The 16,704-nt window shown below is 28.6% G+C and carries 20 protein-coding genes and 1 pseudogene; 17 read left to right on the top strand and 4 right to left on the bottom strand.

The window, feature by feature from the left end; all coding sequences use genetic code 11:
* The first annotated feature begins 30 nt into the window (after positions 1-30).
* Positions 31-870 (top strand): annotated as a pseudogene (locus AC1XWJ_RS02880) (SDR family oxidoreductase).
* 46 nt (positions 871-916) lie between these two features.
* Here the strand turns inward: AC1XWJ_RS02880 and AC1XWJ_RS02875 are convergent.
* The 4 genes from AC1XWJ_RS02875 to AC1XWJ_RS02860 all read right to left on the bottom strand — a co-directional run bounded on the left by AC1XWJ_RS02875 (position 917) and on the right by AC1XWJ_RS02860 (position 3,250).
* Positions 917-1,819: a cation diffusion facilitator family transporter gene (locus tag AC1XWJ_RS02875; protein ID WP_483334388.1), complete on the bottom strand. Its 903-nt coding sequence runs from the start codon at positions 1,817-1,819 to the stop codon at positions 917-919.
* 172 nt (positions 1,820-1,991) lie between these two features.
* Positions 1,992-2,372 carry an NUDIX hydrolase gene (locus AC1XWJ_RS02870; protein WP_483334387.1) on the bottom strand — a complete coding sequence of 127 codons (381 nt, stop codon included), beginning with the start codon at positions 2,370-2,372 and terminating at the stop codon, positions 1,992-1,994.
* Positions 2,373-2,906 (bottom strand): hypothetical protein, encoded by a 534-nt coding sequence (locus tag AC1XWJ_RS02865; protein ID WP_483334386.1) that lies wholly within the window; start codon positions 2,904-2,906, stop codon positions 2,373-2,375.
* A gap of 11 nt (positions 2,907-2,917) precedes the next feature.
* Complete coding sequence (locus AC1XWJ_RS02860; RefSeq protein ID WP_483334385.1) at positions 2,918-3,250, bottom strand: hypothetical protein; 333 nt, start codon at positions 3,248-3,250, stop codon at positions 2,918-2,920.
* 219 nt (positions 3,251-3,469) lie between these two features.
* On the opposite strand from AC1XWJ_RS02860, the gene upp reads away from it, so the two are divergent.
* The 16 genes from upp to AC1XWJ_RS02780 all read left to right on the top strand — a co-directional run bounded on the left by upp (position 3,470) and on the right by AC1XWJ_RS02780 (position 16,549).
* Entirely contained in the window at positions 3,470-4,099 is a 630-nt protein-coding gene (gene upp / locus AC1XWJ_RS02855; protein WP_483334384.1) for a uracil phosphoribosyltransferase, read from the top strand.
* A 112-nt stretch (positions 4,100-4,211) separates the two neighbouring features.
* Positions 4,212-4,955, top strand: coding sequence for a F0F1 ATP synthase subunit A (gene atpB / locus AC1XWJ_RS02850; RefSeq protein WP_483334383.1), 744 nt, complete (start codon positions 4,212-4,214; stop codon positions 4,953-4,955).
* Positions 4,956-5,007: 52 nt separating this feature from the next.
* A complete protein-coding gene (gene atpE, locus AC1XWJ_RS02845) occupies positions 5,008-5,220 on the top strand; it encodes a F0F1 ATP synthase subunit C (RefSeq protein ID WP_179943072.1) in 213 nt (70 codons plus the stop codon).
* Between the two features lie 40 nt (positions 5,221-5,260).
* A complete protein-coding gene (gene atpF / locus AC1XWJ_RS02840) occupies positions 5,261-5,788 on the top strand; it encodes a F0F1 ATP synthase subunit B (protein WP_483334382.1) in 528 nt (175 codons plus the stop codon).
* Positions 5,788-6,327 (top strand): ATP synthase F1 subunit delta, encoded by a 540-nt coding sequence (atpH, locus tag AC1XWJ_RS02835; protein WP_483334381.1) that lies wholly within the window; start codon positions 5,788-5,790, stop codon positions 6,325-6,327. The genes atpF and atpH overlap by 1 nt, the downstream gene beginning before the upstream one ends.
* 31 nt (positions 6,328-6,358) lie before the next feature.
* The gene (gene atpA, locus AC1XWJ_RS02830; protein WP_483334380.1) at positions 6,359-7,861 is read left to right on the top strand and encodes a F0F1 ATP synthase subunit alpha; all 1,503 of its coding nucleotides are present in this window, start codon (positions 6,359-6,361) and stop codon (positions 7,859-7,861) included.
* Between the two features lie 26 nt (positions 7,862-7,887).
* Positions 7,888-8,763: an ATP synthase F1 subunit gamma gene (atpG, locus tag AC1XWJ_RS02825; protein WP_483334379.1), complete on the top strand. Its 876-nt coding sequence runs from the start codon at positions 7,888-7,890 to the stop codon at positions 8,761-8,763.
* A gap of 51 nt (positions 8,764-8,814) precedes the next feature.
* A complete protein-coding gene (gene atpD / locus AC1XWJ_RS02820) occupies positions 8,815-10,230 on the top strand; it encodes a F0F1 ATP synthase subunit beta (RefSeq protein ID WP_483334378.1) in 1,416 nt (471 codons plus the stop codon).
* A gap of 16 nt (positions 10,231-10,246) precedes the next feature.
* Positions 10,247-10,651 (top strand): F0F1 ATP synthase subunit epsilon, encoded by a 405-nt coding sequence (locus tag AC1XWJ_RS02815; protein ID WP_483334377.1) that lies wholly within the window; start codon positions 10,247-10,249, stop codon positions 10,649-10,651.
* A 245-nt stretch (positions 10,652-10,896) separates the two neighbouring features.
* Complete coding sequence (locus AC1XWJ_RS02810; protein WP_483334376.1) at positions 10,897-12,027, top strand: glycosyltransferase; 1,131 nt, start codon at positions 10,897-10,899, stop codon at positions 12,025-12,027.
* Between the two features lies 1 nt (position 12,028).
* Positions 12,029-12,688, top strand: a complete 660-nt coding sequence (locus AC1XWJ_RS02805) for a phosphatase PAP2 family protein (protein WP_483334375.1) — start codon at positions 12,029-12,031, stop codon at positions 12,686-12,688.
* Positions 12,685-13,170, top strand: a complete 486-nt coding sequence (locus tag AC1XWJ_RS02800; protein WP_483334374.1) for a hypothetical protein — start codon at positions 12,685-12,687, stop codon at positions 13,168-13,170. Before AC1XWJ_RS02805 ends, AC1XWJ_RS02800 begins: the two co-directional genes overlap by 4 nt.
* 108 nt (positions 13,171-13,278) lie before the next feature.
* Positions 13,279-13,782, top strand: a complete 504-nt coding sequence (gene tpx, locus AC1XWJ_RS02795) for a thiol peroxidase (RefSeq protein ID WP_483334373.1) — start codon at positions 13,279-13,281, stop codon at positions 13,780-13,782.
* Between the two features lie 19 nt (positions 13,783-13,801).
* The gene (locus AC1XWJ_RS02790; protein WP_483334372.1) at positions 13,802-14,425 is read left to right on the top strand and encodes an MptD family putative ECF transporter S component; all 624 of its coding nucleotides are present in this window, start codon (positions 13,802-13,804) and stop codon (positions 14,423-14,425) included.
* 1 nt (position 14,426) lies between these two features.
* Positions 14,427-15,119, top strand: coding sequence for an energy-coupling factor transporter transmembrane component T (locus AC1XWJ_RS02785; protein ID WP_483334371.1), 693 nt, complete (start codon positions 14,427-14,429; stop codon positions 15,117-15,119).
* Positions 15,116-16,549: an ATP-binding cassette domain-containing protein gene (locus tag AC1XWJ_RS02780; protein WP_483334370.1), complete on the top strand. Its 1,434-nt coding sequence runs from the start codon at positions 15,116-15,118 to the stop codon at positions 16,547-16,549. The genes AC1XWJ_RS02785 and AC1XWJ_RS02780 overlap by 4 nt, the downstream gene beginning before the upstream one ends.
* The last annotated feature ends 155 nt before the right edge of the window (positions 16,550-16,704 follow it).

Below are 16,704 nucleotides of genomic sequence, written 5' to 3'. Positions count from 1 at the left end.
TTTAAAATATAAGTGAAAAGGAGAATAGTAATGTCAAAAGTATTATTAGTTACAGGTGCCTCAAAAGGAATAGGTCTTGAAATTGTTATTCATGGATTAGAGAAAGGCTATAATGTAGTAGGAACATCTAGGAATCCAGAGAAATTAAAAGATGAAGTTTCTAAAACACATGGGCATTTAATAGAAAATTTCTATCCTTTATCTATGAATTTGGATAAAGATAGTGTAAACAATGCCATAGAGAAAATTATTAAAAAATATGGAAGAATAGATGTAGTTGTTAATAATGCATGATATGCTATATTAGGTGCTCTTGAAGAATTTTCTATAGATGAAATAAAAGATAATTTTGAAGTCAATGTTTTTGGAACGTTCAATGTTATGAAATCAGTATTACCTTATATGAGAAATCAAAAATCAGGTAATATTATTAATCTAGCTTCAATATCAGGTTCAGTAACTGGTCCAAGTCAATCTATTTATTCTGCAACTAAATCGGCAGTTATTATGATGAGTGAGGCTTTGGCGATAGAAGTAGCACCATTTAATATTCAAGTAACGGCTATTTGTCCTGGTGGAGTTAGAACGGATTTCTTGGACAATTCTTCAATGAAAAAACCTAAGATGCAAATTGATGGATATAAGGTCGTTCAACAGACTATGGAAGGCTTGGATAAACTTAATCATAATCAGAGCGGTGATCCTAAATTAGTTGCAAAGGCTATATTAGCAGTTGCAGATATGGAAAAAGCTCCTAATAGGTTATATTTAAATTCAGGGGCGGTAGCAGGCATTAAAAATAAAGTAGCTCAAGTATTATTAGAAGTAGAGCAAAATATAGATTTAAGCTTGAGTACTGATAGTATATAAATTGATAAAAAAACTATGAGGATAAGTTAATATCCTCATAGTTTTTTTAATGTTTATTGTAGTCAATATTTTCTATTCCTACGAATATATGGTCAATTTGATATTTATCTCTTAAAATAGCTTTTATTTTCTCTACGACAATATAGTCTGTGCCGTTGTAATCTTCTAATAATATATGCATAGCTGCATTTGTTTCCTCATCGTTTGTATGCCATACATGAAACTCGTGAACATTACTAACATTTTCTACATTTAATATATCTTTAGCAATTTCCTCAACGTTAATACTAGAATGATCCATTAGTATTAAGAATGCTTTTTTTGTAATTTTATATCCTCCTTTAAAAAGGATAATACTAATTATAACACTCATTATTGCATCAACTATCACTAATCCTGTAAAGTAAATTATTATTCCAGAAATAATAACACCTACTGAATTAAGTAAATCTCCTATAAAATGCCATAATGCACTTTGAATATTTAAGTTATGCTCATGTTTTGTATTGTTATGAAGTAGTAAGGTAGTTACGATATTAAAAATTAAACCGATAACAGCTATTCCTATCATAGATTTCAAATTTATATCGCGAGGATTTATAAATCTATCTATAGCTTCAATTACTATATAAATTGAAATTACAAGTAAAGCTAACCCATTAACAAAAGCAGTGATTATTTCTAATCTAAGATATCCAAAGGTGAAATTACCTTTAGGCTTTTTGGCAGAAAAGAAAATTGCGATGGCACTTCCAGCTAATGCAAGAACGTCAGAAAACATGTGAAATGAATCTCCGACAAGAGCTAGAGAATTTGATAGAATACCTCCGATTAATTCTATTAATGCAAAAGCTAGAGTAGTTATTAAAATTATATAAACAGTTTTTTTTGTTTTTTGTTGTGTTTTATAATGTTTTATATGGTGATAGTTGTTAGATATGTTTGTCATTTATAACCTCTCCTTAAAATTTATAAAGTAATTATATACCTTAAAAATATAAATAACAAGGCAATGATAATTATTATCAATTATAACAATTTTAATATAAAAATAACATTACACTTATGAATATAAACATTAATTAATGTTTATATATACAAGTATAATGTTATTAATAATTTTACTGTTTTATATATGTATCTATTATTAAATTAAAAGCTCTAGCAAGTTTAGTTCTATCAATATTATCTATATTTAACCAAGAGAAGCTTTCTATTTCATTAGATACTGTAATTTTTCCTTGATAATTTACAGTAAATACATCGGCTTCAAGAGGTAAGTTTTCAAATTGAGCAATAGATTTAACTTTTCCCAAAAACGTTAATTGCTCTTTGTTTATCGTAATTTGAAGTTCTTCATTAAGCTCTCTGATTAATGCTTCAAAATTCTCTTCTCCTTTTTCTATTTTACCTCCGGGTAAAATAAAATGACTGTTATTCTTTTTCTTTTTTAGTGCTAAGATGCAATTTTCTTTATATATTAATGCTACTACTAATTTCAATTATTTTCTCCTTTGAGCTATTATAAGGTAAAGTACATAACTAAAAGCCATTAATAAAGGTGTTAAATATGGTATATAAGCGTATATTATAATTGTTTTTGAACTACTCATCAAAATAGCTTGAGCAATAGTTGGAATAAATAATATTAGGATAAACGCATAGTTAATATTGGCTTTTTTTGCAAAAATTATCATAGTAATAAGCCAAATAATTAAAATTATTATAGATAATATTCTATTAGGATAAATATTGTACATAGCAGAAAAAGATAATGGATTATATACTAACAAAATAATTAATACAATAACTATTATTGTCTGAATTGTACTCACTGTATTATATGATAGATTAAATTTATTTTTTGTTCCTACATAGTACAATACTAAGAAACTTATAGTTGCTACAACTACTATAAAAGCTAATTCTATTATGTTCAGAGGAACAAAAGGATTAGCTAATGGTGGATAAAAATACATAAATAAATATAAAATATATACAAATAATAATTGTCTACCTACATTTAAAAAATTCATAAATTTACCTCCTAGTCTTTTTTGTGAAATATTGATCCTAAGTAATACCCCAAGAATGAGAAGACAATAATTAAACCAATTATTATCAATACAGATTTATTAAAAATAAATAGTAGTCCTAATGATATTACAGCGGAGCTAATAGGAAAAATAATTTGTTTTCCTAAAAAATAAGTAAATATTAAATTTGTAGAAAATGCAAAAAATATAGAAGATAAAATAATAAAAAATGCAGCTTTATTTATTGATTCTATATTAGTAAATTTTAGTATTGCTAATGGAATAGCTATATATTCTATAATAAATAATATAAACGCTAGAGGCATTGTGTATTTTCGTTTCATTTCTACACTCCTATTAAATTTATTTAACTAATTATAACATAAACATTAATTTTTTGTATAATCCTTATTATAAATTACTTGGCATTAATACAAGAATAGTATTATTTATAAAATTTATTATGAAATATATGTGGAATATTCTATTTTACCTTGTTAAAATAACAAAATTAAAGTAAAATTATAGTATTAATATATAAAAATAAGGAGAATAGAATTATTATGTCAAAAGTACATGTATTTGATCATCCATTAATACAGCACAAATTATCTTTTATTCGTGATGTAAAAACAAGTTCTAAAGATTTTAGACAGTTAACAAACGAAGTAGGAATGCTTATGGGGTATGAATTGACAAGAGATTTACCGTTGGAAAATGTGGAGGTAGAAACTCCAATCCAAACAACTACTTGTAAGAGATTGGCAGGGAAAAAAATAGTTTTTGTACCTATCTTACGCGCGGGTCTTGGAATGGTAGACGGGTTAATGGCTCTACTGCCAGCAGCTAGAGTTGGACATGTAGGATTGTATCGTGATCCAGAAACTTTGCAACCACATGAATATTTTGTAAAAATACCTAGTGAGCCAGAAAAAAGACAATTTATTGTAGTTGATCCTATGTTAGCAACTGGAGGATCTGCTATTGCGGCTATTGATTCATTAAAACAAAGGGGAGTTACAGACATAAAATTTATGTGTCTTATTGCTGCTCCAGAGGGAGTTAAAGCTCTGCAAGCTGCTCATGGAGATGTAGATATTTATATTGCTGGATTAGACAGCCACTTAAATGATCACGGATATATTGTTCCTGGATTAGGTGATGCCGGGGATAGAATTTTTGGAACTAAATAAAATTTTGAGATTACTTGAAAACGTCTTAAGAAAGTAATATAATTGTTATATATCTGTTGTTTTGAAATAGGTAATTAAAATATAAAAAAGGAGAAGAGGTGAGCAAGAATATATGCACGAGCAAACTTATCTCATCACAAAGCTATTTGGAACAGATATTACGCTAAATATTCCTAGCGCTTTTGCTACAACTTTAACATGTATTATTACATTTCTTGTAGCGGTGTATTTAACGAAAAAAATAGATTTGAGACCAAATAGTAAAAGACAAAATCTAGTAGAGATTATAGCTGATTTAGTAAAAAAAGTTATATCTGAAAATATTAGTTGGTCTAAATACGGTAGAGGTCTGTGGGCTATGGGATTAACGTTAATTTCATTAATAGCTGTAGCTAACTCTATTGGGGTTATTGTTGAAATCCAATATAATGATGTTCTATATTTAAATTCGATTACAGCAGACCCAACATTCACATTTACAATGGCTGCTACTTTTATACTATTTACTCATTATTATGGGATAAAATATAAAGGTATTAAGCACTATCTTGGGACATATACGTCAAATGGAGCCATGCTTACGCCATTTAAAATTATAGAGGAGTTTGTAAATGTGTTAACTTTATCGCTGCGTTTGTTTGGTAATATTTACGCAGGAGAGGTGCTACTAGGACTATTAACAGGATTAGCAACTATGGCTGCATTGTCAGTAACTGGTGTTCTTTCTGGAGTTTTAGGAGTAGTAGGTTTAGTTATATGGAAAGGATTCTCATTCTTTATAGGATTTATCCAATCATATATCTTTATAAGTATGGTGTTTATTTACTTATCACACAAAGTGTCAGATGAACACTAAAAAATAATTCATAATATTATATTAAATATAAAAAACTTGGAGGTATTAAATTATGGGATTATTAGGAGCAGGTATAGCAGCAGGATTAGCGGCTTTAGGAGCAGGATTAGGTAACGGTCTTTTATTCAGTAAATATATGGAGGCGTCTGCACGTCAACCAGAACTTGAGCCAAGATTCAGAAGTAGTGCTATGATGATGTTCGCCCTTGTAGAAGCATTACCAATTCTTAGTATAGTTGTAGCATTCATATTAGCATTCATCTAAGATTAAATAAACAAATACTAAGATAGGAGAACAGTTAATTATGGTAAAAGATTTACTATTATTAGCTACAGAGCATTCTTCTCGACAAGGTGTCAATGTTGGAAATATTATTTTTAACATATTAGCATTTATTATTCTATTAGTATTATTAAAAAAATATGCGTGGGATAAATTGTTAAATATGTTAGAAGAACGTCAAAAGCTAGTAGAAAGTCAACTTGATGATGCTGAACGTAATCAAGCAGAAGCTTTAGAGTTGTTAAGACAAAATCAAGAAAAATTAGCAAATGCCCAAGCAGAAATCAAAGAAATGATGGAAAACGCTAGAGAGCAGTCTAAAGTTGAGAAAAATTCAATTTTGAGTGATGCTAGAGAACAAGCAGAATTATTGAAAGAAAATGCTAGACGCGACATAGAAGATGAGAAAAACAAAGCTATTGATGAAATTAATAAACAAATAGCAGAACTTTCTGTATTAGTTGCTTCGAAAATTATAGAAAAAGAACTTGATGCTAATGCACAAAGTGCTCTTGTAGATAAAATAATAAAAGAGGTAGGGGATAAGTAATGAGCAAGTCGATTTTAGCTAATAAAATAGGGAAAACACTATTTAATATAGCTAAAGAGAATGACGTATTATCTTTAGTAGATAATGATTTAACTGAAAGCTCAAAAGCTATTTTAAAAGAAGATAGTTTCATTACTTTAATGAATAACCCTAATATTAGTAAAGAATTAAAATGTCAAATCATTGATAAGTCATTTGGAAATATCAATAAATATGTTCTTAATGTTATCAAAATATTGGCAAATGATTTAAGTATAGTATTAATAGAAGACGTATTGGAAGTATTCAAGGATATGAATAATGTTTTCAATAACAAGTTAGTAGCTAAAGTAGAATCAGTTTACAAATTAAGTGATGATGAACTTTCTAGATTAGCAACAACTATAAAACAATCGTTTAATTTAGATGAAGTTGCAATTGAAAATGTAATAGATGAGTCTTTAATAGGCGGCTTAAAAATTTCCTACAATGGAAAAGTGATTGATGCTAGTATTAAAGCTAAAATTCAAGCACTACAGAAAAAAATTGCAACAATATAAAGTCTAAAAATTAGTTTAAGGAGGGACATAGATGGCTATAAAAGCTGAAGAGATTAGTGCATTACTAAAATCTCAAATAGAAGATTATCAGTTTGAATTAAAGTCAACAGATGTCGGAACGGTAATAGAAGTTGGAGACGGTATAGCTAGAGTATACGGTCTTAATGAAATAATGAGTGGAGAGCTAGTAGAATTTCCAAAAACTGGAGTAATGGGACTGGCACAAAATTTGGAAGAAACTAATGTAGGTATAGTTATTCTAGGTCCTACTACACATATTAAAGAAGGAGATGAAGTTCGTAGAACAGGACGAGTTATGGATGTGCCTGTAGGTGATGAGCTTATTGGACGTGTTGTTGATCCTTTAGGTCAACCAGTAGATGGACGTGGAGCATTAGAAACTACAAAACGTCGTCCTATAGAATCTCCAGCAGTAGGTGTAATGGGACGTAAATCAGTGTCTGTTCCATTCCAAACAGGTATTAAAGCAATTGATTCTTTAGTTCCAATTGGACGAGGACAAAGGGAGCTAATAATTGGGGATAGACAAACAGGAAAAACTTCTGTTGCAATAGATTCTATTCTTGCACAAAAAGGTCAAAATATGATTTGTATTTATGTTGCAATAGGTCAAAAAGAATCTACTGTACGAAGTGTAGTAGAAACACTTAGATCGCATGGAGCAATGGATTACACTATCGTTGTAACAGCTTCTTCATCACAACCAGCGCCGTTACTTTACATAGCGCCTTATGCAGGAGTAGCTATGGCTGAAGAATTTATGTTCAATGGAAAAGATGTAGTAATAGTGTATGATGATTTATCGAAACAAGCAGCGGCATATCGAGAATTATCATTATTACTTAAACGACCACCAGGACGTGAAGCATATCCGGGAGATGTATTCTACTTGCATAGTCGCCTGTTAGAAAGAGCTGCTAGAGTTAATGAAGATTTTGGTGGAGGTAGTATAACAGCATTACCTTTTGTTGAAACACAAGCTGGAGATATTTCAGCATATGTACCAACGAACGTTATATCTATAACTGATGGACAAATATTCTTACAATCAGACTTATTCTTCTCAGGAGTTAGACCAGCAATTAATGCAGGGTTGTCAGTTTCTAGGGTAGGTGGATCTGCTCAAATTAAAGCAATGAAGAAAGTATCTGGAACATTGCGTTTAGACTTAGCTTCATACAGAGAATTAGAGAGTTTTGCTCAATTTGGATCTGACTTAGATCCTGCAACACGTGCAAAACTAGATCGTGGACAAAGAACGGTAGAAGTTTTAAAACAAGACTTGCATAAGCCAATACCAGTAGAAAAACAAGTAATGATACTTTATGCATTAACTAAAGGTTACTTAGATGACGTTGCAGTTAAAGATATTCATAGATTTGAACAAGAATTGTATAGTTATTTAGATGCAAATCCTAATGAAGCTATAAAACATATTCAAGAAACAAAAGACCTACCAAGTCCGGAAGTTATGAATGAGGTTATAGAGTCATTTAAGAAAACTTTCTCTTAATAAAATTAGAAAAGGCGGTGAATTAGTTGGCATCACTTAGAGATATAAAAAATAAAATAAACTCTACAAAAAAAACAAGCCACATTACTAAGGCTATGGAAATGGTATCAACTTCAAAATTAATGAAGGCACAAGCTAATGCCGTTAAATTTACGCCTTATATGAAAAAGATGCAAGAAGTTATAACAACAATCTTTTCTAATAACACTAGTATAAAACATCCTATGCTAGATAAGAGAGAAGTTAAAAAGACATTATATGTAGTCATTACAAGTGATAGTGGATTGTGCGGAGGATTTAATTCTAACGTAATACGTAACCTTGTTAATACAGTGACTACTAGACATAGTAACAAAGATGAATATGGTATTCTAGCTATAGGAAATTATGGAGCAGAATTTTTTAGAAAAAATGATTTTCCTGTGGTGGCTAGTTATAGAGATTTACCAGATGAACCTAGTTTTGCTAATGTAAAAGAAATTACTAGTAAAGTAGTTGGCTATTATGAAGATAAAGTATATGATAAAGTTTATCTTCACTATAACCACTTTGTAAGTATGATTTCTCAAGTAGTTACAGAAGATCAAGTGTTACCGATAGAAAAAACAGAAGAATTATTAAATAAAGATAATAATGCTTTATTAGGGAGTTATAAATTTGAACCTAGTGAAGTAGAAGTATTGAGTATAATATTACCTCAATATGCAGAAAGTATGATTTATGGTAGTATTTTGGATAGTAAAGCGAGTGAACATTCTGCTCGTAAGACAGCTATGAAAAATTCGACAGATAATGCTGAAACAATTATCGACACACTTTCTATAAAATATAATCGTGCTAGACAAGCAGCAATTACACAAGAAATAACAGAAATTGTTAGTGGAGCAGCAGCTACACAATAATTTTCAAAAATTATGAAAGGAGAGGCTACCAGAAAAGTAGCAAGGAACATAATGAATAAAGGTTATATTCTCCAAGTTACAGGACCTGTAGTAGATGTTCAATTTGAACCAGGTCATATGCCTGACTTATTAAATGCATTAGAAGTGTATATTGATAAAGGCGACGGAAATAGAGAAAAATTAGTACTGGAAGTATCTCTACATATAGGAGATAACGCAGTTAGAACAATAGCTATGGCTTCTACTGATGGATTAAGTAGAGGAACAGAAGTTATAGATACAGGGGGACCAATAAGTGTACCTGTTGGTAACTTTACATTAGGTAGAGTATTTAACGTTTTAGGAGAAGCTGTAGATAATAAAGAAAATGCAGGAGACGATGTTAAGAAAGATTCTATACATAAGGAAGCTCCAAGTTTTGAAGAGTTATCTACACAAGTAGAAGTTCTAGAAACGGGAATAAAAGTTATAGATTTATTAGCGCCATATATAAAAGGTGGAAAAATAGGTCTTTTTGGTGGAGCAGGTGTAGGAAAAACAGTTCTTATCCAAGAGCTTATTAATAACGTTGCTCAACAACACGGTGGTATTTCTGTTTTCACAGGAGTAGGAGAACGTACTCGTGAAGGAAATGACCTATACTATGAAATGAGTGATTCAGGCGTTATTAATAAAACTGCCATGGTGTTTGGGCAGATGAACGAGCCTCCTGGAGCACGTATGCGTGTAGCATTAACAGGTCTTACAATGGCAGAGCATTTCCGTGATGAAGAAGGACAAGACGTATTGTTATTTATTGATAATATTTTCCGATTCACACAAGCAGGTTCAGAAGTATCAGCACTATTGGGACGTATGCCATCAGCCGTAGGATATCAACCTACATTGGCAACGGAAATGGGACGTCTTCAAGAGCGTATAACATCAACAAAAAAAGGATCTGTTACATCAATCCAAGCAATTTACGTTCCAGCTGATGACTATACAGATCCAGCTCCAGCAACTACATTTGCTCACTTAGATGCAACTACAAACTTAGAACGTGCATTGACAGAGATGGGTATTTATCCAGCTGTTGATCCACTAGCATCTACATCAAGAGCATTATCTCCAGAAATAGTAGGAGAGGAACATTATCAAGTAGCTACAAGTGTTCAAAGAACACTTCAAAAATATCGTGAACTTCAAGATATTATTGCTATTCTAGGTATGGACGAACTTAGTGATGAAGACAAGAAAACAGTAGATAGAGCACGTCGTATTCAATTCTTCTTGTCACAAAACTTCCATGTTGCAGAACAATTTACAGGGCAACCAGGATCTTATGTACCGGTTGCTGAATCAGTAGCAGCATTCAAAGAAATACTAGAAGGAAAATATGATCATATACCAGAGGATTGTTTCCGTCTAGTTGGAGGAATTAAAGACGTTTTAGAAAAAGCTCGTAATTTAGGTGTCGAAGTATAAAATTTAGGAGGTAAACATGGCTACTCTAAATGTAAGTATTGCTACTCCTAATGGTGAAATTTATAAAGATAAAGATATCTATATGGTTTCTATGGAAACACATAGTGGAAGCATAGGTATTATGGCAAATCACGAACCGCTAGTTACAACATTAAAAATAGGTGTTCTAAAAGTCATAAAAGATAAAGAAGAAATTTATTTTGCAGTTAGTGAAGGATTTGCTGAATGTCATGGACAAGAAGTTTCCATATTAGTTCAAACAGCTGAACAAGGATGCGATATAGATAAAGATCGTGCAGAACGTGCGAAAGGTAGAGCAGAAGAACGTATTTCAAATGCTTCTGAAAATACAGATGTAAAAAGAGCTCAAATAGCTTTGGCTAAATCTATAGCACGTTTAAAAGTAGCAGAATTTAAATAAAAATATTAAGTGCGGTGTTTTAACCGTACTTAATATTTTTTTGTGTAAAAAATGTTTAATGTTCAATATTGTTTAAAAATATTAATTAAAAAAGGTTGCATAAAATATAATCTTTAAACTATTATATAAAAAATTATTGGTTTACAACAAAATGTTTATTTTGGTTACTAACTATAAAATATTACTAGCTTATAATTTATATATTGTGTTATAATTACTAAATGTTATAGTCTAAGGAGGAATTTATGAATATTGCGTTGTTTACCGATACTTATTATCCAGAAATAAATGGAGTTGCAACTTCTGTGTATCAATTGAAAATCGGTTTAGAAGCAGAGGGTCATAATGTATATGTTTTTACTACTACCAATCCTAAACAAACAAAAGAAGACTGTGAATATAGAGTATCTAGCATCCCTTTTATTTTTATGAAAGATAGACGATTTAGTATGCCTATGTATTATAAGTGGTTAAGAGTAGTTAAAAAATTAAATATAGATGTTATCCATACACATACAGAATTCTCGCTAGGAATTTTAGGACTTAGAATAGCAAGAAAATTGAATATAAAACATATACATACATATCATACAATTTATGAAGAATATATTCATTATCTAAAACTTCCTAAAAATAAATACACAATAAATTTTGTGAAAAATGCTACAAAATATTTCTGTAATAATGCTAATGAAGTTGTCGTTCCTACTGATAAAACAAAGAAATTATTAGAATCTTATGAAGTTGATACAAATATAACAATAATTCCAACAGGAATAGATTTTGATAAATTCAAAAATATAGATTTAGAATATATTTCAAACTTACGAAAAAAAATGAAAATAAAAGCAGAAGATATAGTATTTGTTAATATAGGTCGTTTATCAGAAGAAAAAGGTATTGATGAATCTATTCTGTACTTTTCGAAATTAATGAAAAATCATAAAAATATTAAGTTAATAATAGTAGGAGATGGACCTTATAAGAAATCTTTGGAGAAATTAGTATCTAAATTAAACATAGAAAATAATGTCAAATTTACAGGTTATGTAGAGTGGGACAAAATTCAAAACTATTACACTTTAGGAAATATATTTATTTCTAGTTCAACTAGTGAAACACAAGGTCTTACTTATTTAGAAGCGGCAGTTAGTGGATTATATCTTCTTGTGAGAAAAGATGCAAGTTTAGATGATATTTTAACAAGTGACGATATGGGTTATCAATTCGAAAATTACGATGAATTTAGAAAATTTTATGAAAAATTGGCAATACGTATAAATAATAAAGTAAAAAATAATATTGATAGAAAATATAGTCAACAAGGATATACACAATCTATTTTAAATTTATATTCTAATAGAAAAGGAGATTAATTTGTTTAAGAAAAATAGTATAATTGAAATAATTTTTTCATTATTTTTTCTTGCTATATTTTTGTTTATAGCAACTAACTTTGACAATAACAATGTTAACAATATTGATTTTAAAGTTTGGTATTATATAAATGATATTAGAAGTGATTTTCTTAATAAAGTAATATCGAATTTTACTCATTTAGGTGATACATATTTTTTAGTATTTCTGGTTGCAATAGTTGTATTAGTCTTAATTTTTAAATATAAATATTATAGAGAAGCGATATGGCTTATTATAACTACTTTTTTAGGAGCAGCTATATTAAATAAATTGTTAAAAAATTATTATGCTAGACCAAGACCATTTGTAGATAATATAATAACAAACGTTGTAGATGCCACAGGATACTCATTTCCTAGTGGACATTCCATGGGATCTATAATTGTTTATTTATCAATAGCATATATAATATCAAATAAAGTAGAGAATTATAATATTAAAGGATTAGTTTATTTTTTTAGTATCACATTTAGTATTTTGATTTGTCTTAGCAGAGTTTATTTGGGTGTTCATTATCCTACAGATGTTATAGCTGGATATTTTCTAGGTCTTAGTTGGGTAATTTTTGCGGTATTTGTCAATAATATGTTGAAAAATAAAAAGGAGAGGATTAAGTGATTAGGTTAGCTACTAAAGAAGATATCGATAAGATATTAATAATTTATGATATTGCACGTAATTTTATGCGTAAAAATAATAATCATTCACAATGGATAAATAATTATCCATCTAGAAATTTGCTTATCGAAGATATAGAAAAAGAACAGCTATATGTAATATATGATGATAAAGATATTTATGGTGTTTTTTCATTTATTATAGGAGAAGACATTACTTATAATTATATAGAAGGTAAGTGGCTTAACAATGATGTTTATAGAACGATACATCGTATAGCTAGTGATGGTAGTCGCAAAAATATAATGAAAGATTGTCTGAGTTTTTGTAAACAACAAATTGATAATTTAAGAATAGATACTCATAAAGATAATACTTTAATGCAGAAATTAATTTTAAATAATGGCTTTGAGTATTGCGGTATTATATATGTATCAGACGGAAGTCCACGTTTAGCATATCATTATGAAAATAAAAAATAATGTTTAGAGATTAAGAGAGCAAATGAAAATATAGTTCAATTAATCTCTTTGATTTTTAATTGATATATGTTATCATTAAGAATATAATTAACGGGAGGAAATTAATATATGGATAAACATATAACGTTTAAAGGTACACCTGTAACTGTACAACATAAAGGAATAGATGTAAATAGTACTTGTCCTAATTTTAAGGCAGTGCGTAGTGATATGACAGATTTTAATTTAGATGATTATAAAGGGAAAGTTCTAGTAATTAATTCATTCCCATCTATAGATACAGGAATATGTGCATTACAAACAGTTCGTTTTAATAAAGAAATGTCTAATTACAAAGATTTAGTTGCAATAACAGTCTCAAAAGATTTACCTTTTGCACTTGGTAGATTTTGTGCTAACAATGGAATAGACAATGCAATAACAGTGTCAGATTATAAATATCGTGATTTTGAGAATAACTTTGGTGGACTTATAAATGAGTTAGCTCTATTAGCAAGACAAGTTATGGTCGTAGATAAGGAAGGCATAGTTAGATATATAGATTTAGTAGAAGAAGTAGGTAATGAACCTAACTACGAAGAAGCAGTAAAAGTTATACAATCACTATTATAGGAGAATATAGGAGAATTTTATGTCAGAAAAATTAAACTATATAAAAAATAATGATAAAGACAAATTACAAGTAAATGATTTAATAAAGTTAGGATTGTATAATTTATTATTAATAATTCTTATGGGAGTTGGGGTAGGAGTGTGTGCTGCTGTAGTTTCCTTATTATTTGCGGGTAAACTGTATTTTTCTATTTTTACAACAGTAGGAACGGGATTATTTGCAGCTCCAGCATTCACTCTAATTTTTAATAAAATTAATAAAAATAACGCTATTTTAATAACTACTGTAATATCAGGATTGTTCTTATTATTATCAGGACACGTAGCACTAGCTTTTCCTATAACTGTATTATTCGGATTTATTGCAGAGTATTACTTTAGAAAAAATAATGAATATCTTTCTTATCAATTTTTCACATTAGGAGGATTAGGTACAGTTATTCCTCTTTACTTTATGAAAGATAGCTACATAGAGCATCTTCAAGCTAGAGGATATAGTCAAGAAAAAGTGGATTTTATTATGTCTAATTCTAGCTTACAAATATTTATTATTATGATAATAGCTACAATTTTATCTACATTAATAGGAACTTATATTAGTAGAAAACTTTATTTCAAAAATTTTGACAAAGCAGGATTGTAATATGTTTTTAAAATTAGATATACGATCAAAAATTATTTTGCTTTTAGTAGCTAATATTTTAATGTTCAAAAAAATGTCAGTTTATGAGCATTTATTTGTGGTTACTTTTTTTACATTTTTGATAATTTTACTATTTGAGTATAAAAGTGCTATAAGGGTGTACAGTTTTTATCTAATATTTACATTATATGAAATTTACCTTGCTAAATATGTTACTTTTGCATTTATTGACAATTTCTTATTATTAAGTTCCTTGATGTACAAAACAATATATTTACCTATTTGTTCAGGAATAATATTAGTGGGAAGTTCTAAAGTATCGGAGTTAATCACTTTTTTACGAAGTATAAAAGTTCCGAAAAATATTATTATAGTTTTGGCTGTAATTTTTAGGTTTTTTCCAGCGATGGCAACAGATTATAAGCTAATAAAAAATTCTCTAAAATTAAAAGGTATAGGAGTCAGTAATTTCTATTATTTTTGTCATCCTCTAAAATTTATAGAATATGTTTTTGTTCCCTATGTAATAATTAGCACGAATATTGCTAATGATTTGTCAATATCTTGTTTGTGCAGAGGAATTGATAATAATAGTAATGCTACATCAATAGTGAAATTATCTCTTGAATATCAAGATTATTTATTTTTAGGAGTATTATTTATATTTTCTATATATGTTGGGGTGAAATTTTGATTACTTTTAAAAACTTTAATTATAAATACGATAATTCAAACAAATTGAATATAGAAGATTTAACTCTTAATATTAAAAAAGGTGAGTGTATATTAATAACTGGTAATTCTGGGTGTGGAAAAACAAGTTTATTAAGAATATTAAATGGCTTATCACCACAATATTATAGTGGTGGTTATAGCGGAGAATTTAGAATAGCTCATTTAGGAATAGAAGATAGTATTTCAGAGTTTTCTAAAATAGTAGGAAGTGTTTTTCAAAATCCTAAAAATCAATTTTTTCATTTAGATTCTACTAGTGAATTAGCATTTAGTATGGAAAATTTTGGTTTTGATTCAAAAGATATACTGAATAGGATTAAGTTTATTTCTAAAAAATTTAATGCTGAGAATTTGTTAGATAGAAATATTATGGAATTAAGTGGTGGAGAAAAACAGAAGTTAGCTTTTATGGCTAGTATGATGTTAGATGCAGATATTTATGTTCTTGATGAGATAACAAGTAATTTGGATTTAAAATCTATAAAATTAATTTCTGATATTGTAGAAGTATTGAAAGAAAATGGGAAAACTATAATAATAGCAGAGCACAGAATTTATTACTTACGAGATATAATTGATAGAATGTATATATTAAAAGATGGAAAATTATTTCATAAGGTTGATAAAGAACAACTTAGAAACTTTGATGGAACACATTGTCAAACAAGACAACTAGATTTACAAAAGGTTGTCATACCAGAAAAAAACCAGAAAAACCCTAAAGAAGATTACTTAATTTTAGAAAATGTTAGTTATAAAGTAAATAAAAATAATATTATACATGGAAAAGAAACATTTTCTACTGGTAATATTTATTCTATTATTGGAGATAATGGATGTGGAAAAACTACATTTGCTAATATATTATCAGGATTTAAAAATTATAAAGGTAATATTATATTAGATGGCAAAAAGATTACTAAAAAAGATTTAACGAAAAATTGTTTTCAGGTTATGCAAGATGTAAATTATCAACTTTTTACTAATAGTGTTATAAATGAGCTCAAATTAGGTTGCAAAGATTTTGATAATTTTGATAACGTAGTTGACAAGTTAAATATTAGACATATTCTTGATAGACACCCTAATACTTTATCTGGTGGCGAAAAACAAAGAGTAGTAGTAGCTTCTGCAATTTTGTCGGGTAAGAAAATATTAATTTTTGATGAACCTACTAGTGGACTAGATTATAAGAATATGATACATCTATCTAATCTTATTCGTGATATTAGTGAAGAGCATAATGTTGTTATTTTTGTAATTACACACGACTACGAATTTTTATGTAATGTAGCAGATTCTGTGTTATTATTCACTAGCAAAGGTATAAAAGAATGTATTGATGTTTCGGAAAAAAATAAAAATAAAATATTATCACTAATGCAATAAGTAATTTTAAATGTAATTTTAGACAAATCTTTGATTTGTCTTTTTTGTTTTTATGTAAAAATTATTTCTTTTATAAGGAAATAAAAATAATTTGTCTTTTTGTGTAAAGACATAGTTATTTTTTGAGAGATATAGTTGTATTTTAATATAAAAAA

It is taken from the genome of Gemelliphila sp. 1F1 (genome assembly GCF_056897515.1).
This window is presented reverse-complemented; position numbering and strand designations above follow the sequence as displayed.

What these genes read in the sequence shown, in the direction of transcription:
- AC1XWJ_RS02875 (WP_483334388.1), bottom strand. Translation starts at nt 1,819, where the DNA reads ATGACAAACATATCTAACAACTATCACCATATAAAACATTATAAAACA.
- AC1XWJ_RS02865 (WP_483334386.1), bottom strand. Translation starts at nt 2,906, where the DNA reads ATGAATTTTTTAAATGTAGGTAGACAATTATTATTTGTATATATTTTA.
- AC1XWJ_RS02860 (WP_483334385.1), bottom strand. Translation starts at nt 3,250, where the DNA reads ATGAAACGAAAATACACAATGCCTCTAGCGTTTATATTATTTATTATA.
- upp (WP_483334384.1), top strand. Translation starts at nt 3,470, where the DNA reads ATGTCAAAAGTACATGTATTTGATCATCCATTAATACAGCACAAATTA.
- atpB (WP_483334383.1), top strand. Translation starts at nt 4,212, where the DNA reads ATGCACGAGCAAACTTATCTCATCACAAAGCTATTTGGAACAGATATT.
- atpE (WP_179943072.1), top strand. Translation starts at nt 5,008, where the DNA reads ATGGGATTATTAGGAGCAGGTATAGCAGCAGGATTAGCGGCTTTAGGA.
- atpF (WP_483334382.1), top strand. Translation starts at nt 5,261, where the DNA reads ATGGTAAAAGATTTACTATTATTAGCTACAGAGCATTCTTCTCGACAA.
- atpH (WP_483334381.1), top strand. Translation starts at nt 5,788, where the DNA reads ATGAGCAAGTCGATTTTAGCTAATAAAATAGGGAAAACACTATTTAAT.
- atpA (WP_483334380.1), top strand. Translation starts at nt 6,359, where the DNA reads ATGGCTATAAAAGCTGAAGAGATTAGTGCATTACTAAAATCTCAAATA.
- atpD (WP_483334378.1), top strand. Translation starts at nt 8,815, where the DNA reads ATGAATAAAGGTTATATTCTCCAAGTTACAGGACCTGTAGTAGATGTT.
- AC1XWJ_RS02815 (WP_483334377.1), top strand. Translation starts at nt 10,247, where the DNA reads ATGGCTACTCTAAATGTAAGTATTGCTACTCCTAATGGTGAAATTTAT.
- AC1XWJ_RS02810 (WP_483334376.1), top strand. Translation starts at nt 10,897, where the DNA reads ATGAATATTGCGTTGTTTACCGATACTTATTATCCAGAAATAAATGGA.
- tpx (WP_483334373.1), top strand. Translation starts at nt 13,279, where the DNA reads ATGGATAAACATATAACGTTTAAAGGTACACCTGTAACTGTACAACAT.
- AC1XWJ_RS02790 (WP_483334372.1), top strand. Translation starts at nt 13,802, where the DNA reads ATGTCAGAAAAATTAAACTATATAAAAAATAATGATAAAGACAAATTA.
- AC1XWJ_RS02785 (WP_483334371.1), top strand. Translation starts at nt 14,427, where the DNA reads ATGTTTTTAAAATTAGATATACGATCAAAAATTATTTTGCTTTTAGTA.